This is a genomic window from Lysobacter sp. cf310 (genome assembly GCF_900114355.1).
GTDB lineage: Bacteria > Pseudomonadota > Gammaproteobacteria > Xanthomonadales > Xanthomonadaceae > Lysobacter.
Genome location: NZ_FOSS01000008.1, coordinates 48,151 through 64,869, shown reverse-complemented (window position 1 = coordinate 64,869; position 16,719 = coordinate 48,151). Strand labels below are relative to the sequence as shown.

General features: G+C 67.7%; 11 protein-coding genes and 1 riboswitch. Of the genes, 4 read left to right on the top strand and 7 right to left on the bottom strand.

The window, feature by feature from the left end:
- Positions 1–169: 169 nt before the first annotated feature.
- Positions 170–724: an inorganic diphosphatase gene (ppa, locus tag BMZ45_RS20595; RefSeq protein ID WP_091638395.1), complete on the top strand. Its 555-nt coding sequence runs from the start codon at positions 170–172 to the stop codon at positions 722–724.
- A 156-nt stretch (positions 725–880) separates the two neighbouring features.
- On the opposite strand, the gene BMZ45_RS20590 is transcribed toward ppa, so the two are convergent.
- Positions 881–1,870: an aspartyl/asparaginyl beta-hydroxylase domain-containing protein gene (locus BMZ45_RS20590; RefSeq protein ID WP_091638394.1), complete on the bottom strand. Its 990-nt coding sequence runs from the start codon at positions 1,868–1,870 to the stop codon at positions 881–883.
- A 674-nt stretch (positions 1,871–2,544) separates the two neighbouring features.
- Here BMZ45_RS20590 and BMZ45_RS20585 point away from each other — a divergent pair.
- Positions 2,545–2,952, top strand: coding sequence for a hypothetical protein (locus tag BMZ45_RS20585; RefSeq protein WP_139215606.1), 408 nt, complete (start codon positions 2,545–2,547; stop codon positions 2,950–2,952).
- A gap of 167 nt (positions 2,953–3,119) precedes the next feature.
- Here the strand turns inward: BMZ45_RS20585 and BMZ45_RS20580 are convergent, their stop codons facing one another.
- The 5 genes from BMZ45_RS20580 to thiC all read right to left on the bottom strand — a co-directional run bounded on the left by BMZ45_RS20580 (position 3,120) and on the right by thiC (position 13,265).
- Complete coding sequence (locus tag BMZ45_RS20580; RefSeq protein WP_091638392.1) at positions 3,120–5,951, bottom strand: TonB-dependent receptor plug domain-containing protein; 2,832 nt, start codon at positions 5,949–5,951, stop codon at positions 3,120–3,122.
- Positions 5,952–6,237: 286 nt separating this feature from the next.
- Complete coding sequence (locus tag BMZ45_RS20575; RefSeq protein WP_091638391.1) at positions 6,238–7,149, bottom strand: helix-turn-helix domain-containing protein; 912 nt, start codon at positions 7,147–7,149, stop codon at positions 6,238–6,240.
- Positions 7,150–7,292: 143 nt separating this feature from the next.
- Complete coding sequence (locus BMZ45_RS20570) at positions 7,293–9,635, bottom strand: winged helix-turn-helix domain-containing protein (RefSeq protein WP_091638390.1); 2,343 nt, start codon at positions 9,633–9,635, stop codon at positions 7,293–7,295.
- Positions 9,636–9,946: 311 nt separating this feature from the next.
- Positions 9,947–10,633 (bottom strand): ion channel, encoded by a 687-nt coding sequence (locus tag BMZ45_RS20565; RefSeq protein WP_091638389.1) that lies wholly within the window; start codon positions 10,631–10,633, stop codon positions 9,947–9,949.
- A gap of 754 nt (positions 10,634–11,387) precedes the next feature.
- Positions 11,388–13,265 carry a phosphomethylpyrimidine synthase ThiC gene (thiC, locus tag BMZ45_RS20560; RefSeq protein WP_091638388.1) on the bottom strand — a complete coding sequence of 626 codons (1,878 nt, stop codon included), beginning with the start codon at positions 13,263–13,265 and terminating at the stop codon, positions 11,388–11,390.
- Between the two features lie 91 nt (positions 13,266–13,356).
- A riboswitch (TPP riboswitch) is annotated at positions 13,357–13,461 on the bottom strand.
- A gap of 211 nt (positions 13,462–13,672) precedes the next feature.
- On the opposite strand from thiC, the gene BMZ45_RS20555 reads away from it, so the two are divergent.
- Positions 13,673–14,284, top strand: a complete 612-nt coding sequence (locus BMZ45_RS20555) for a hypothetical protein (RefSeq protein WP_175489187.1) — start codon at positions 13,673–13,675, stop codon at positions 14,282–14,284.
- Positions 14,285–14,379: 95 nt separating this feature from the next.
- On the opposite strand, the gene BMZ45_RS20550 is transcribed toward BMZ45_RS20555, so the two are convergent.
- The gene (locus BMZ45_RS20550) at positions 14,380–15,534 is read right to left on the bottom strand and encodes a M23 family metallopeptidase (protein WP_139215605.1); all 1,155 of its coding nucleotides are present in this window, start codon (positions 15,532–15,534) and stop codon (positions 14,380–14,382) included.
- A 420-nt stretch (positions 15,535–15,954) separates the two neighbouring features.
- On the opposite strand from BMZ45_RS20550, the gene BMZ45_RS20545 reads away from it, so the two are divergent.
- Positions 15,955–16,647, top strand: coding sequence for a hypothetical protein (locus tag BMZ45_RS20545; protein ID WP_091638385.1), 693 nt, complete (start codon positions 15,955–15,957; stop codon positions 16,645–16,647).
- Positions 16,648–16,719 lie beyond the last annotated feature (72 nt).

Sequence of the window (16,719 nt, the reverse complement as noted above, 5' to 3'; positions counted from 1 at the left end):
GCATGCCGGGACGGCAATGCCTCGACGGGCCGGGGCCCCGGCGCGGACGGGCGGGCCGCAGCGGCGGGTCGGCCGGACCGATGCTGCATCGCAACAGCCGGCCGCGTAGAATGCCCGCTCTTTCTAGGCCTGCCCCCCGGCGGGCCACCAGCAGTCGGAGCTACGCATCATGGGTCTGGACCTCGTCCCCACCGGCAAGAACCCGCCGGAAGAGATCAACGTCATCATCGAAATCCCAAAGGACGCCGAGCCGGTCAAGTACGAGGTCGACAAGGCCTCCGGTGCGATCTTCGTCGACCGCATCCTGTCGACCCCGATGCGTTACCCCTGCAACTACGGCTACGTGCCGCACACCCTGTGCGGCGACGGCGACCCGGCCGACGTGCTGGTGGTGCTGCCGCTGCCGCTGATCCCGGGTTCGGTGATCCGCTGCCGTCCGGTCGGCGTGCTGCGCATGACCGACGAAGCCGGCGGCGACGAGAAGCTGCTGGCGGTGCCGATCGACAAGGTCTTCGCCGGCTACAGCCACATCTCCGATATCGAGCAGGTCAGCCAGCATTGGCTGGACCGCATCGGCCACTTCTTCGAGCACTACAAGGATCTGGAGAAGGGCAAGTGGGTCAAGCTGGACGGCTGGGGCAAGGCCGCCGAAGCCAAGCAGATCCTGCTGGAAGCGATCGAGCGCTATAACGCCACCGAAGAGAGCGACAAGCCCAAGTTCTGAGGCCATCGCGATTCCGCTACGACGAAGGCCGCCCCAGGGCGGCCTTCGTGTTTTCGCAGCGTTGCCACCTGCTATTCCCTACGCCCGCTTGCGGCGACCGAAGGAAGCGCGAGGCGGAGAAGGTGCTGCCCCGCAGGGCGGAGAGGATAGCGACGGCTAGGCGTTATCGCCCACCGCGCGCTGCTGCTCGGCGCTATTGCCCGTCGCCGGCGTCTCGCTGCCCACCGCGAACTTGGCGACGATGGTCATCATGGCGTTGAACCAGCGCAGCTCGTTCTTCAGCCGGATGGTCTGGCTGGGGCCTTTGACCTCGTCGATGAAGCGCTGCAACGCATCGCGATAACGCGCGCGGCCTTGCGGGCGCTCGCCGTACTCGAACCACAGGCCCTGCCATACGCGTGCGAAGCGCATCGAGGCCTGGCGCACCTGCTGCAGCTGCGGATGCGGCTCGGCATCGGCGAACAGCAGGCCGAAGTGAGCGTTGAGCTCCCAAGGGCTCATCACCGCCGGCACGTTGACGGCCTCGCAGGCGAAATCGGCGATTTCGCTGGCGCGCGGCACCACCGCCTGCTGCGGCCAGCCCGCGGGCGGCACGTTGTGCGGGCGGCCGCGTGCGACCAGTTCCCAGAAATCGCCGCCGCCGACCGTGTCCACGACCAGATGGATGCGCGATTCCACCGCGTCGTTGATCACGCGATGCTGGCGCCAGGTGTCGAAGATCCAGCACTCGCCGGCGGCCATGTTGATGGCGGCATCGCCGCACTCGAAGCGCACGGTCGGCTGGGTCACCACCGGCACGTGCACGCGCACGCGCTCGGCCCAGTAATAGCCCTGGTCGGCGTGGCGGGTGACCTCGGCATGGCCGGACAGGCGCATCAAGCGGCTGCGGCCGACGGTGGCGCCGAGGCTGGCGAAAACCTGGGTCAGGTACGGGCAGCGCAGCAGCTCCGGGGTCGGGCGCATCTGCCCGGAGAAAGCCTCGTTGGCCGGGTCGCCGTCCGCCGCCACCAGCGGCAGCATGGAGTTGCCGGCGAAACCCTGCGGGTGCGGGCGCCAGGGGCCCTCGCCCAGGTCGGCGATCTCGGCGGCCAGCCGCGCCGCATCGATGGTCAGCGGCAACTGGATGAACGGCACCTGCAATTTCATCGTGCGATCCGGGCTTGCGATGGGCCCGATATTACCGCAGCGGCCGCCGCCCGCTCCGGGGCGAGGCCACGCAGGAAGGCCCACGGGACTGGCCCCGCCGCCGCGCCGGCGCTCGTCGAAAGTCCCCGCCCCGCCCTGCGCCGGTACTTCGTGCCGCCACACATTCCCAGGCGAACGCGCTGCCGACGCGCCGCAACGATCGCCGCGAACGCCGCGATGCGAAGGCGGGCTCTATTCGCTCCACACGCATCCGCCATCACGGATCACGCGTCCTCCATGCGCGTACCGGTCTTGCACGACTGCGCGCGCACTCGTGGCGATCGGTCTGTGCAAGTTCGCAAGCTCGCAGCCGGGTCTTGCGAATCCCGATTCGTCGAGTTGCGAATGCGCACGCGGGATGCGACCACCGCTGCAGTCGCGCGTTCCATCGCCGATCGGATGCTGCATGAGCCTGACTGCGACGAACGCCGGGACGTGGCGACATTCGACGACAGACCAAGGCGCAGCGATAGACGGCACTTCTAATACACATGATCGCCAGCAGACACGCGCCAATAAGCCACACATAGCGCTCAGCGCTCGCTCTGTTCAGGGCATCGGCTTGTTTTCTGGCCTAGGCTGCATGCGGCGAACGCAGCAGTTCGCCAGGGAAATCAAACAAGGAGGATCAAGGAATGCGTAACGCAATGATTGCGACCTTGCTCGTGGCCATGGGCCTGTCGAGCGCAGCGCAGCCGGCGATCGCCGGCGACCTGACCAACGTCAAGCTGTCCTGCTTCGTCGACACCAACGCCAACGATGCGCTGACCGCGAACGGATGCGTCTCCATGGTGGGGAATGGACCGGACCCCACCACCGCTTCTTTCGTGGTCACCGGCCTGACCCCGGGCAGCTACAGCTACGTCTGGACCGATCTGGATACCGGCACTGCGCCCGCCGGTTGCGGCAACTTCCACGCGTGCAACACGCCGATCGCATCGGACCTGATGGGCGACGGCCTGATCCGGATGTCCGTGCTGGTGACCGACCTATCGACCGGCCTGAGCAAGACGGTCGTCGCGCGCGCGCGTTTCGTCGGCTGATCGCGCCCGGCGATGCCGGCCCGCGCTGACGCGTCGCAGCCGAGCCGCCATCGCCCGGCGCAAGCGCGTCGGCGGGCGCCCGAACCGATTCGGATGCGCATAAAAAAGGAGGCGGGCCCATGGCCCGCCTCCCGGTACTGCGTGCTGCCTACTACGGCAACCGTCGATCAGAAGCGCTGACGGTACTGCAGGTAGTAGTAGCGGCCCGGCAGGTCGTACTGCGGGTCGAACATGTTGTACTTCGCGGTCAACGACAGCGGCGGATCCTTGTCGAACACGTTGTTCGCGCCGACCGAGACGGTGGCGTTCCACGGCGTGTTGTAGCGGAACTGCATGTCGTGGTACGTCGTCGCGCCCAGGTGGTTACGCGGCGAAGCGCCTTCGGCCGTCACGCGGTTCGGATCCGAGCAGTAAGCCTGCGCGTTCGCACCGGTGAACGGGCAGACCTCGTCGATGCCCGACTTGTAGCGCATGCCCCAGGTCGCGCCGAAGTCGCCCTTGCTCCAATCCAGGTACAGATTGGACTTGATGCGCCAGTACGGATCGTTCGGCAGGTACAGGCCCTGACGCTCTTCCGCAACGGAGTCCTTGGTGGCGGTGGCGATCCACTTGGAGGTGTAGCTGGTGTCCCAGGTGATCGAGAACTTGCCGTAGACCGTTTCCGGCAGACGGTAGTTCAAGGTCATGTCGTAACCCTCGACCTCGTACTGAGCGAGGTTGAGCAGCGGCATCTCGAGGTTGTCGATGATGTTCGGGTTACCGGCGGAGGTGCCGCCGCGCTGGTACAGACCGCAATACGCGGCCTGCTCGCCCGGGGTACCGGCGTAGCACTTGTCGAGGATGAACTGCGCTTCCGGACGGGTGATCGCGTTCTCGATCTTGACCTTGTACCAGTCCAGGGCGATGTCGAAGCCCTGCAGCCAGCTCGGGCTGTAGACGAAGCCCAGGGTCTTGCTGGTCGAGGTTTCCGGCGACAGCTTGTCGTTGGAGGTCCAGGTGAAGGCTTCCAACGTCTGACGCGACGAACCGTTGCCCGGCTGCACGTAGTTCGCCGGCACGCCTTCGGCGGCGCAGCGAGCGGCGACCTGCGGGTTGCTACGCAGCGGCGAGTGGCTGGAGCACGGGTCGATGTAGCTCTCGAACGAGTCGGTGTTGCCGCCGTAGAGGTTGCTGATGCTCGGGGCGCGGAAGCCCTCCGACCAGTTACCGCGGATCAGCAGGTCGTCGATCGGCTTCCAGCGGAAACCGAACTTGCTGTTCAGCGTGTTGCCGAAGTTGCTGAAGTCCGAGTAACGCGTGGCGACCGAGAAGTCGAGCAGCTTGGCGAACGGCAGGTCGGACAGCACCGGCACGGCGACTTCGAGGTAGAACTCGTCCAGCGAGTACGAACCGGCGGTGGGCGAACGCGCGTTGCCCGTGCTCAGGCCGGCGGCGATGAACGCGTCCGGATCGAACTGGCCGCTCTCGGTGCGGTGCTCATAGCCCGCGGCGAAGCCCAGCGGGCCGGCCGGCAGGTCGACGATGTCGCCGCTGACGTTGAGGGTGTAGCTCTTGGACTCGACCTTGGCCGAATCGTGCGCGGTGAAGCCGGTGTACGCCAGGCCTTCCGGGGTGATCGCACCCAGGCCGCCGAGCGGATTGATCGGCACGCAGCCGGCGATGATCGCGCCGCCCGGAGCGGACACGCACACGGCCTTGCCGTCGCGCATTTCCGACGGACCGTAGGCGTTGCGCAGCGCGGCCAGGTTGAACAGACCGTAGGTCAGGGTGCTTTCGTCGGACTTGTCGTAGCGGTAGCCGGCGTCCCAATCGAACTGACGCTCGCCGACGCTGAAGTAGCCTTCCAGACCGCCGTAGAAGTGGAAGTTCTTGACGTCCTGGTTGAACGAACGGCCGCCGGTTTCCTGGAAGCGGCGGTTGACGCCGACCAGATCGCGCACGCCCTTGTACTCGGCCGGCGCATACAGGCTGTCCTTGCTCAGGGTCAGGCCGGTGACCGGCATGGCCGCGAGCAGCTGCTCGGAGATGCGCTGGTTGTACAGCGTCTCGGTGCGGAAGGTCAGGTTGTCGGTGATGTCGAACGTGCCCTGCGCGAACAGCGAGGTGCGCTCCTGCGGGGTCAGCAGGTAGTTGTCCGGCGAGGTGTTGTAGCCGTGGATGGCCGAGTCGTAAACGACCTTGTTGCCCTGCGCGTCGAGCACGTAGCGCACGTCGTCGGCGTTGGACGCGGTGCCCTGGTTGTCGACGAACGAACCCGGGAAGCCGGTGCCGCTCTGGCCCGAGAAGAACGGAGCGCCGCCCGCGGAGATCTTGCGAGCGCCGGCCATGACGGCCTCTTCCTTCACGTAGGAAGCGCCCAGCAGCAGCGAGGAGCGGTCGTTGCTCACGCCCAGCGAGAAGTCGTACGCCTGACGGTCGCCGTCCTGGGCGTTGTACTGGCCGAAGTACGCGCCGGCTTCGGCGCCTTCGAAGTTGCGGCGGGTGATGATGTTGACCACGCCGGCGATGGCGTCGGAACCGTAGATGGTCGAGGCGCCGTCCTTCAGCACTTCCACGCGCTCGATGATCGAGGCCGGGATGGTGTTGAGGTCGACCGAACCGTCGAGCTGGGTGGTCCAGCGGCGGCCGTTGACCAGCACCAGGGTGCGGCTGCTGCCGAGGTTACGCAGGCTGATGCCCGAGGAACCGTCGCCACCGTTGTTGAAGGTCGAGTTCAGCGCGGCGCCGTTGCTGGAGATGCGCTGCAGCACGTCGGCGACCGAAGTCACGCCCTGCTTGTCGATCTCGGCGCGGGTCAGGGTGAAGATCGGCTGCGAAGTTTCGATGTCGGCGCGCTTGATGCGCGAGCCGGTGACCTCGATGCGATCGAGCGTCGTGGCGTCTTGGGCGGGAGCTGCATCGGCTTCTTGGGCGCTGGCAAACGCCGGCACCAGTGCGATCGCGATACCGGCCGGCAGCAAGCCGAGCCGCACCGCGGGACGCAAATTGCGATGGTTCATCTATCTCTCTCCAGTAATCGTTATGGGCGTGTTAAAACGCCCAGCAAAATTACGTTCCGCTGGCCATCGCTGCTTTGCGCGCGGCGCTGAGAGACTTTGCCGAGTCGGTCCGCGAGCTCACACGCGCCGCGTCGTCGCACAAGCAACGCGAACGCGCGTAACACGCGCAAACAAAAAAGCGAAGCCGTTGATGTCAGCGGCTTCGCTCGTCGTTCTCACTGCACGCCGATGCATCGCGACGCGCACCTCTATATATGTGCGCGATTCCGCATCGTTGGCGCCGAACTCACGCGGCTTTGCGCACGACGCCCGCGGACTTTGCCGAATCGGCCCGCGCATTCGCGCCGCTCGCCGCCGCGCTGCGATAGCGCGTGGCCGATACGCCGAAGCGTGCGCGGAACGCGCGCGCGAAACTGCAGCAGTTGTCGAAGCCGCTGGCCGCGGCGACCTCGCCGATCATCATCGTCGTGCTCTTCAGCAGATCCGCCGCGTGCTCCAGACGCATGCGCGCCGACGCCGCCTGCGGACTCTCCTCATAGAGCGAGTGGAAGGTCTTGGAGAAGTACCAGCTAGAGAAGCTGGTCAGCTCGGCGAGTTCGCTGATGCGCACCACGCGATCGCAATTGCCTTCCAGATACAGGCGCGCGCGCTGCAGACGGCCGAACACCTGACGCTTGCGGCTGCGCGAGCGGCCGGGGCAACGCGGGATGCGCGCGGCCAGCTCGCGCTGGATGCCGGCCAGGTGCAGCAGGATCGGACGCAGCGCGGTGACCTCGGCCGGGGCCTCGGTGTCGGCGGCGTGCACGCTGGCCTGGCGCCACAGGCGCAGGGCGACGCGGGCGTCGCGCCGGGTCATGCGACCGCGGCCGGCATAGAGGCCGCAGTCGGTGAAGCGCGCCATCGCCTTGAGCGCGTCCGCGCTCAGGTTCAGGCCCACGCACAGACCGTGGCGGTCGGCCTGCAGCACCGGCTTGGAGTCGCGCTCGAAGGCGATCCAGTCGCCGCGGCGCAGACGGAATTTGCCTTCCTTGGCTTCGACCCAGGACGCGCCTCGCAGCTGCACCCAGATCGAGAAGTTGGCGCCCGACAGCTGTGCGCTGCCGAGGCGGGAGACGCCGACGCAGCTACCCAGCGCTGCGTTGTCCGGGCTGTCGAGCTGCAGCAGCTGCCCGCGATCCGCCCATTGCGATTGCTCCATTGGTCCACCTCTTGTGCCGAGAATGGCCAAAGGTTTTGCCGGAGCCGGACGGCGGCTTCAGGAAAGTTGTCGGACAGTTATGCGAAATCGCAACGAGAGCAAAACCGAAGAACTTCCGAAAGCATGTTTCGCTTTCGGATCAATTACTTGAACCAACCCGGCACTTCGGTCTTCGGAGCCGGCAACAGGTCCATGTAACCGATATCAGCGCCATCCCACTCGACCAGGGCCACATACACGGCGTCGCCGCGCGGGCTGACCGAGAAACCGTTGACCGCGGCGCGCCGGCTTTGGTCCAGGCACAGGGCCGGTGCCGTGGTGGTGTCTCCCAGGCCGATGCGACGCAGGCGGGCAGCGCAACTTTGCAGCTGTTCGAGGTAGCGGATCTGGCCGTCGCCGGCGACCGCCCACAGGCGGTAGCGGTCGGAGATCGGCATCTCCGCGTTCAGCTCGCGCACGCTGCCCGCGCTCAGGGCCAGGTCGGCTTGCCACAGGCCGCTGCGGGTCGGCCGGGTGAACAGCACGCGCTGGCCGACCGGGTCCAGCTGAACCTGGGACACGTCGTCGATGGTGGCCAGGGCCTTCATGGGGTTCTGGCGGCGGTCGAACAGGTGCAGGCGCAGGTGACCGTCGCCGGCGCCGGCCAGGACCAGGATCCGGTCCGGATCGGGCAGATACAGGGCCTGCACCGGTTCGCTCAGCGGCAGGTCCAGCTGCGAGACCCGGCCGCTGGACGGCACCACCTCGTGCACCACCGGCCGGCCCTCGCGGTCGCGGCCGCTGACCAGCACGCTGCGCGCGTCCGGCGACCAGCTGGAGACGTAACGGGTGGCCGGCTGCACGCCGGCGATCATGCGCAGCGATTCCGGCCGCTGCAGGTCGGCCCACCACAGGCCGTTGCTGCCGGAGCGGTCGGACACGAACACCATCTGGCGCGAGTCGGGCGCGATCGACGGCAGCACATCGCGCGCCGAGGACGCGAACAGGGGTTCGACCACGTGCACCAGGCCGCCGGAATGCTCCGGCACCATCACCCGGTACAGACCGAAATAGGGTTTGCGCTGCACGAACACCGCGGCCTCGCGGCTGCGCGCGGACACCGGGCTCTGGGCATCGGCGATGCCGGTGTCGGTGATCCGGCCGCTGTCGAAGTCGAGCCGGTACATGCGCACATCGCCGTCGATGGCGCGTCCGAACAACAGGCCGCTGCCGTCGGGCAGCCAGTCCCAGCCGCGCACGTCGGCGCGCAGTTCGGTCAGGCGCTCGGCTTCGCCGCCCTCGGCCGGCACCCGCCAGAAGTCGCCCAGCGGCGCGTTGCGCACGAAGGCGATCCAGCGCCCGTCGGGCGAGTAGCGCGGCGCGGTGTCGAGGTCGTCGCGACCGCGGCGGTAGTTGAGCGCGGTCCATTCGCCGCTGGCCAGATCGAGCTGGCGCATGCCGACCACGCCCAAGGCGGTGGGCATGCTGCCGAACACCAGGCCGTGGCTGTCGGGCGTCCAGTCGAAGCTGGGCGGGCTGCGATGGTCGCAGGTGCCGACTTCGCGCTCGGCGCCGCCGTTGGCCGCGATCATCATGACCCGGCAGGCGACGCCCGGTTCCAGCCGCACGAACGCGATCCAGCGCCCGTCCGGCGACCACGCCGGCGCGCTGTCCTCGGCGGCGCCGCTGGGATGGCTAAGCACGCGCGGCTGGGTCTGGTCGGTGGTCTGGACCATGATCGCGGTCGCCCGCGCGCGCTCGGGGATGGCGACGTAAGCCACCATCGACGCGTCCGGCGACAGCGTCGGCGCCAGCTCGAAGCCGGGCATCGAGGTGATCAGGCGATACGGGCGTTCGCTGGGCAAGGGCATCGCGCTGTTGGCGCGCGCGTCCTGCGGCGCCGGCGCGCGCAGCATCGACCACAGCACGATCGCACCGACCAGCACCGTCACCGCCACGATCGCGCCGACGATCGAGGTCCAGGCGCCGCGCGCGCTGGGCGCGGCGACCACCGGAATCGCCGCCACCGTCTCGTCGCGCCGCGGTTCGGGAAACGCCGGATGCTCGGCGGTGGTGCGCGAGGGATCGACCAGCGCCGCTTCCTGACGCGCGCGTTCGGCGCGCGCGGGCGCGTCCGTGGCGGCGTCCAGCCACACCACCGGCGTGAGCAGGCGATAACCGTTCTTGGCGATCGTCTCGATGTAGCGCGGATTGCCGCGCTCGTCGTCGAAGGCCTTACGCAGTTGGGTGATGGCCTGGGTGATGACGTCGTTGGTCGGCAGGGTGTCGGGCCAGACCTCGGTCAGCAGGGCGTCGCGGCTCACCACCCGGCCCTGGTGCTCGACCAGGCTCAGCAGCACGCCCATGGCCTTGGGCGTGATCCGGCGCGCCCGGCGCGCGCCCGGCGCGAGGATCTCGCGCAGCGGCACGTCGACCAGGCAATCGCCCACGCGCAGTCGCTCGGACGGCAGCGGCGGCGGCGGCGATGGCTCGGGGGGTCGTGACATGAATCCTGCAATGGTCGCGGCGGGCCGCTACGGCGTCATGTGCCTGAAGACGTGTAAGGCCAACGGCCACACCCGGCACAACGCTGGGGCGCGAACGGGCTAACGCGCCTAAGGCCGCCATTCTAACGTCGCCGGGTACCTCCGCATTCATCGCGGGTGGCACACAGGCCCTCTCTCGCCGACGTCTTACAGAACGTATCGTTCCACTTTCGCGTCGCGGCCTTCACGGGGCCGGGGCGCGATTTTTTTATCCGCGCCTTGGCTGCATGCGTGCTTAATGGCGGCCGCGAATGCGCGCGATTTCGCCGGACTCAACGGCGCTCCTGGCGCAGGATGGTCAGGCCGATCAGGCGCGACACCACCGCGGCGATATAGCCCACGCCCGCGAACTGCTCCAGCATCACCAGCACGCGCGCGCCCGAGCCCAACGGGATCACGTCGCCCAGGCCGACCGCGGAGAGGTTGGTGAAGCTCAGGAACAGCAGCTCGATCCAGGTCCGCGGCTCGCCCGGGCGCTCGGCGCCGACGAAACTGCCGGGGTACCAGGCCTGGCAGACCAGGAAGGCGTAGGCGAAGCCCCAGGCCAACAGGGTGAAGGTCGCGCCGGCCGCGAACAGTTCGTCGGCGGTGACCCGGTGGTCGCTCATCATGTAGGCGATCAGGCTGCCGGCGGCATAGAAGTACAGCAGCGCCTCCAGCGCCGACGAGGCCACCAGCAGCACTTCGCTGTTCACCAGCACCGACAGGATCGACAGCGCGAACGCCGGCACCGCCAGCAACCAGGCGATCCATTTGATCGCCGGGCTGCGGTCCACCACCCACACCGCCAGGGTCAGCACCAGCACGCCGAACGCGCCGAACACCACCCGCCCGCCGCCGGAGGGCTCGAACAGCGGATACGCGAGCATGCTCAACAGCTGCGCGGCCAGCAGGAACGCCGACGGATGCCGACGCGCGATGGCGCGCCATTTCAAGGAAGCGTAGCTGCGATCGCTCATGCGGCGGAGTGTGCAGGACTTGGCGGGCGGCGCACAGGGGGCGGGGACCCCGACCCAACGCGCCCGTACCACCCCAAAACGAAAGCCGCGCCGAGGCGAGCCTTCGTTTCGCGCCCCGCACCCAGGTCCGGCTCAAACCATCCTCGGGCGATACCGATCGGCCGAAACGGGTACGCAAGCTCACAAGGAGGCGCCTATCCCGCCTAGCCAGGAGCACCGTTGCCGCGTGTCTTCGCAACGGCGGCCGCGGCCGCCGTTGCGGTTGCGGTTGCGGTTGCCGCGGCATTGAAGTCCAAAAGCCCCGCACTCACACGACCAACCGTAGACCCGAAGGGCGGCGCGCAGGACGCGCGCCGTTTTTCGAATGGACAGGGATGTCCATTCGAAAAATCCCGGCGCCAGCCCCGAACCCGCAGGGGAGGTTTGGTCAAGCTAGCCCTTCTCTTTGGTTACTTTCTCTTGGGCTAGCAAGAGAAAGTGACCCGCATGCGCAGCAGGCGGAAGCCTTTGACCTTCGGTCAGAAGAAGCGACAGCAAAGCAAAAGCAAATCCTCCCCAACCCTCCTTTGATAAAGGAGGGAGCTAAGGGCTAGGAGCTAGGAGCTAGAGGAGTGACCCGCATGCGCAGCAACGGCATTTGCGCCTTTGGCGCTGCATCCCCTCACCCTAGCCCTCTCCCGCAAGCGGGAGAGGGAATCAAGGCGAAGCAACAAGGAGGAACAAAGACTGGAGAGAACACTCCACCCCAGCAGACTTACGCGCGTCGATAAACCTCAGCGCCCTGCGCCAAGAACTCCGCCGACTTCTCCGCCATACCTTCGCTCAACGCAGCCGTCTCCTCCACCCCGTGCTCCTTGGCGTAGTCGCGCACGTCCTGCGTGATCTTCATCGAACAGAAGTGCGGACCGCACATCGAACAAAAGTGCGCCACCTTGTGCGCATCCTTCGGCAGCGTCTCATCGTGATACTCACGCGCCCGCTCCGGATCCAAGCCCAGATTGAACTGATCCTCCCAGCGGAACTCGAAGCGCGCCTTGCTCATCGCGTTGTCGCGCGCCTGCGCGCCCGGATGCCCCTTGGCCAGATCGGCCGCATGCGCCGCGATCTTGTAGGCCATCAGCCCCTCGCGCACGTCCTGCTTGTTGGGCAGGCCCAGATGCTCCTTGGGCGTCACGTAGCACAGCATCGCGGTGCCGAACCAACCGATCATCGCCGCGCCGATCGCCGAGGTGATGTGGTCGTAACCCGGCGCGATATCGGTGGTCAGCGGGCCGAGGGTGTAGAACGGCGCCTCGCCGCACACCTCCAGCTGCTTGTCCATGTTCTCCTTGATCAGCTGCATCGGCACGTGGCCAGGGCCTTCGATCATGGTCTGGACGTCGTGCTTCCAGGCGATCTTGGTCAACTCGCCCAAGGTCTCCAGCTCGCCGAACTGGGCCGCGTCGTTGGCGTCGGCGATCGAGCCCGGACGCAGGCCGTCGCCCAGCGAGAAGGCCACGTCGTAGGCCTTCATGATTTCGCAGATTTCCTCGAAGTGGGTGTAGAGGAAATTTTCCTTGTGGTGCGCCAGGCACCACTTGGCCAGGATCGAGCCGCCGCGCGAGACGATGCCGGTCACGCGCTTGGCGGTCAGCGGCACGTAGCGCAGCAAGACGCCGGCGTGGATGGTGAAGTAGTCCACGCCCTGCTCGGCCTGTTCGATCAGGGTGTCGCGGAAGATCTCCCAGTTGAGCTCCTCGGCGCGGCCGTCGACCTTTTCCAGGGCCTGGTAGATCGGCACCGTGCCGATCGGCACCGGCGAATTGCGGATGATCCACTCGCGGGTTTCGTGGATGTGCTTGCCGGTGGACAGGTCCATGACCGTGTCGGCGCCCCAGCGGATCGACCACACCAGCTTCTCGACTTCCTCGGCGATGCCCGAGGACACCGCCGAATTGCCGATGTTGGCGTTGACCTTGGTCAGGAAGTTGCGGCCGATGATCATCGGCTCGCTTTCCGGGTGGTTGATGTTATTGGGGATGATCGCGCGGCCGCGCGCGACCTCGTCGCGCACGAACTGCGGCGTGATGATCTTCTGGATGTCGGCGCCGAAGCTGTGGCCGGGGTGCTGGTTGAGCAGGTGGGCCTCGCGGATCGCTTCCAGGCGCTGGTTCTCGCGGATCGCGATGTATTCCATCTCCGGGGTGACGATGCCGCGGCGCGCGTAATGCATCTGGGTCACGTTGGCGCCGGCGATCGCGCGGCGCGGCAGCGGACGGTTGCCGAAGCGCACGTGGGCCAGCTTGGGGTCGTGCTCGCGCTTGCGGCCGAACTCCGACGACAGGCCGCTCAGCGCCTGCGTGTCGCCGCGCTCGGCGATCCAGTTCGCGCGCAGCGGCTTCAGGCCGGCGGCGAGATCGATCTCGACGTCGTGATCGGTGTAGGGGCCGGAGGTGTCGTAGACCGCGAGCGCGGCGTTGTCCTCGCCGCCGAAGATGGTCGGCGTGCGCGCCAGCGCGATCTCGCGCATCGGCACTTGCAGGTCCGCGCGCGAACCTTCGACGTGGATCTTGCGCGAACCGGGAATCGGACGCACGACGTCGGCCGAAAGACGTTCGGCCTGCTGCAGCAGTTCGGAGGGCACCGCATTCATGGGATCGGATCCGCTTTTTGATGAGGACATCCGCACGAGACGTGCGGGCGCATGCGAGGGACTCGCACAAAGCGGGCGGCGCACGGCCGCATCGGCGGCCGGCGAAGCTTCCCTACGGCGGTCTCAACCGCATCAGGTTCGAAGGGACTGTCTCAACCGTCGGCCTGGAACCGCCGCGGTACCCCCGCTTCAGTGCGCATTAGACATGGAAATCCGGGCCGCCGCCAATCCGCGGCCGCGCGGGCGCGGCCCGCCGGGCATCGGCGCATCGACGCAGGGGCGCCGCCGAACCGCCGCGGCGCCCGCGCATTGCCGCTCGCGGCCGCGCAGGCTAGCGTGTGGGGATGACCAGCCACCCCAGTCAGCTTCCTTCGCAGCCCACCCTCGGCGCCCGCGCCGGAGGGGCAGTGGCGTTCCTCCTGGCCCTGTCGGCCTGCGCCGCGCCCGCGCCCAAGCCCGCGCCAGCGACGCCGAATGCCGTTGCCGCGCCGAACCCGGCCGATCCGCTGCAGCGCCTGCGCCCGCTGTGCGGCAAGGCCTACGCCGGCCGCGTCGTGGTCGACACGCCCAAGAGCGCGGACGATCCCTTCGCCGGCAAGCCGCTGATCATGCACGTACGCGAATGCGGCCTGATCGAGATCCGCGTGCCCTTCCATGTCGGCGAAGACCGCTCGCGCACCTGGGTGTTCGGCGCGCACGACGGCCAGCTGCGGCTCAAGCACGACCATCGCCATGCCGACGGCAGCCCCGATGCGCTCACCCAGTACGGCGGCGATCAGCGTGCGCCCGGCGTGCAGCACCCGGGCGAGATCGCCGGCCGCTACGAATTTCCGGCCGACGCCTACAGCCAGGACATGTTCCGCAAACTGGGCCGCGAGGTCTCGGTGCCGAACGTGTGGGCGGTCGAGATCGACGCGCAGCGCTTCGTCTACGAACTCGCGCGCCCCGGGCGTTTGTTCCGGGTCGAATTCGACCTCACCCAGCCGGTCGCGCCGCCTCCGCCGCCATGGGGCGCTTGAACGCGCGCGCTTGATCGAGCTGCGGCGCGCCCGACCGCACTAGCCGGTCGGACACGCCGCAGGAAGAACCACGGGCGCCGGCGCGCCCGCGTGCATCACGGGTTGGTGAAGTAGCCCGAGCAGTACTTGGTTCCGTTCTTGGTCAGATAGAAGCGATTGCAGTTGGTGTCGTAGCTGCTACCGGTCGCGGTGATCAGGAAGCCCGACAGATACACCTGGTTGAGGTGGTAGTGGCTGCCGTTGGACTTGAGCGACCAATGCTCGTGCGGGCCGGTAGAGCTGCCGCCGTTGCACAGCGCCTGGCTCTGGGTGTTGGCCGGATTGGCGATGCGGGTATTGGCCGCGACGCTGGCGCCGGTGCCGTACTGGATGTTCATCAGGTGGTAGTAGGTGGTCGACCAGCCGCCGCTGTGCACGACTTCGGCGAAGCACGAGGAGTGGCGCTTGAACGAACCCGCCGCCGAGGAAGACACCCAGGTATTGCTCTGGTTGCTGCCCCAGCCGCCGCCGATCGACATGTCCAGCGACGACATCGGGTAGTTGCCCGAGCCGGTGTTGGTGTGCGCGCCGCCCACATGCCAGCGCTGTCCGCGCGGGAACGGGAACTGCAGGAAGCCGTTCGCCGGGCCCGCCAGGGCGCCCACGTCCGGACCGGCCTGCGCCGCGAAGCGCGGCGACGGCGCCGCCGCCTTGCGGGTCTCGTTGAACAAGCCGGCATAGACCTGCTGGAACTCGCCGTCGCCGCTCAACGCCGCGCTGGCCGCACTGACGCCCGTACGTGCGAACAAGGTCTGCAGCGGATTGACGCGCGCCAGCGACACCGGCCCGCGGGCGTCGGCCGCATCCTGCGCGTACAGCGCCTCGCGCAGCGCCACCGCCACCTCGCGGGTTTGCGCGCTGAAGTCGCGGCTCTGGGCGAGCTTGCCGAACGGCCGGCTCATGCCGTCGGCCGCCGCGCGCCGGCGCGTGACCACGCCGCTCTGCTGCTCCATCAGCGCGATCAGCACCTTCGGACTGATGCCGCTGTAGCCGGCCCAGTGCGAGATGGTCTCGCCGTAACGCGACAGATGCGGCGCGCGCTTGACCAGGTAGGCGTCGATGTCGAAATCGAACATCTCGTCGTAGCTGTAGATCAGGTCCCGTCCGGTCAGACCGTCGGCGGCCGGTTCCGCCGCCGTGGCCGTTCCGCCGATCGCCAGCGCCATGCAACACGCCAGCAGCGCCCGTCTTGCCTTGGAAATCTCCTTCATTGCCTTGCTCCTTAAGTGAACGAATGGGCGAACTGCGTGCGCCTGCCCTAGCCGTCGGGCTCCGGCGCCGAGCCGTAACGTCCGGCTAAACGTCCCGCCACTCCGCTGGCATCCGTCGCCCTTGAGGAACGCGCAGCAAAAAAACTCTGGCGCCCAGGGGCCGCGCTGTCGTGAGACGCAGGCCCGTTCATTTAGTTTCAAATGAGACCAATTCTCCAATTCTGTTATTCCATTTCGACATGAGCCCGTTCGCCGCCCCCGACGTCGGCGGCCCGGCCAAGCGAAAGGCGAATGGATCCGCGCTTTCGCATTCACATCGCGCGCCTTTGATGTGCGTTAGAACCGCACTCGCTGCACCTATCGGCACGGCCGCACCGCGTGCCACGATGACGTCATCACTTCGACGCACGCTCCGGCCGCATGAACCCATCTTCGCCGCGCCTGATCGCCCTGCTTTGCGTCGTGCTGGCGACCAGCGCCTGCTCCCTATGGCCGTTCCGCGGCGAGGAAGCCCCCGAACCGGTCGCCGACGATGCCCACGAACTGTTCCGCCGCCTGTCCGCCCTGTGCGGCAAGGCGTATCTGGGGCGCGTGGTCGCCGACATCCCCGAAAACGCGGCCGATCCTTATTCGGGCCGCGCCCTGGTGATGCACGTGCGCGAATGCAGCAAGCAGGAGATCCGCATCCCGTTCCAGGTCGGCAGCGACCGCTCGCGCACCTGGGTGCTCAGCCCGCGCGGGCATCAGTTGCGGCTCGAGCACGACCACCGCCATGCCGACGGCGCCGCCGATCCGCTTTCTCACTACGGCGGCGACAGCGCGCAGATCGCGATCTCCGCCGACAGCGCCGAAGCGCAATTCCCCGCCGACGCCGCGTCGCGTTCGCTGTTCCGGCGCATGGGCCGGCCGGAGGCCACGCAGAACGTGTGGACGATCGAGCTCGATGGCGGCCGCCGCTTCGTCTACAAACTGGCGCGCCCCGGGCGGCTGTTCCGGGTCGAGTTCGATCTGACCCGGCCGATCGCGACCCCGCCGCCGCCCTGGGGGGCGAGCGATCCGCCGCCCGCGCCGGCCAAGCCCAAGCGCGCGCCGCGCGCGAAGAAACCGCGCTAACGCGATCCCTCGCCGCCGTCGGCGAACGCCTGCGGAGCGTGACGGCCATTCGCGGCGCTTGACGCACCGCAC

Bases quoted from the DNA above. Each gene is read 5' to 3' on its own strand.
- BMZ45_RS20580 (WP_091638392.1), bottom strand. From the start codon at position 5,951: ATGAACCATCGCAATTTGCGTCCCGCGGTGCGGCTCGGCTTGCTGCCG.
- BMZ45_RS20550 (WP_139215605.1), bottom strand. From the start codon at position 15,534: ATGAAGGAGATTTCCAAGGCAAGACGGGCGCTGCTGGCGTGTTGCATG.
- thiC (WP_091638388.1), bottom strand. From the start codon at position 13,265: ATGAATGCGGTGCCCTCCGAACTGCTGCAGCAGGCCGAACGTCTTTCG.
- BMZ45_RS20575 (WP_091638391.1), bottom strand. From the start codon at position 7,149: ATGGAGCAATCGCAATGGGCGGATCGCGGGCAGCTGCTGCAGCTCGAC.
- BMZ45_RS20585 (WP_139215606.1), top strand. From the start codon at position 2,545: ATGCGTAACGCAATGATTGCGACCTTGCTCGTGGCCATGGGCCTGTCG.
- BMZ45_RS20545 (WP_091638385.1), top strand. From the start codon at position 15,955: ATGAACCCATCTTCGCCGCGCCTGATCGCCCTGCTTTGCGTCGTGCTG.
- ppa (WP_091638395.1), top strand. From the start codon at position 170: ATGGGTCTGGACCTCGTCCCCACCGGCAAGAACCCGCCGGAAGAGATC.
- BMZ45_RS20570 (WP_091638390.1), bottom strand. From the start codon at position 9,635: ATGTCACGACCCCCCGAGCCATCGCCGCCGCCGCCGCTGCCGTCCGAG.
- BMZ45_RS20565 (WP_091638389.1), bottom strand. From the start codon at position 10,633: ATGAGCGATCGCAGCTACGCTTCCTTGAAATGGCGCGCCATCGCGCGT.
- BMZ45_RS20590 (WP_091638394.1), bottom strand. From the start codon at position 1,870: ATGAAATTGCAGGTGCCGTTCATCCAGTTGCCGCTGACCATCGATGCG.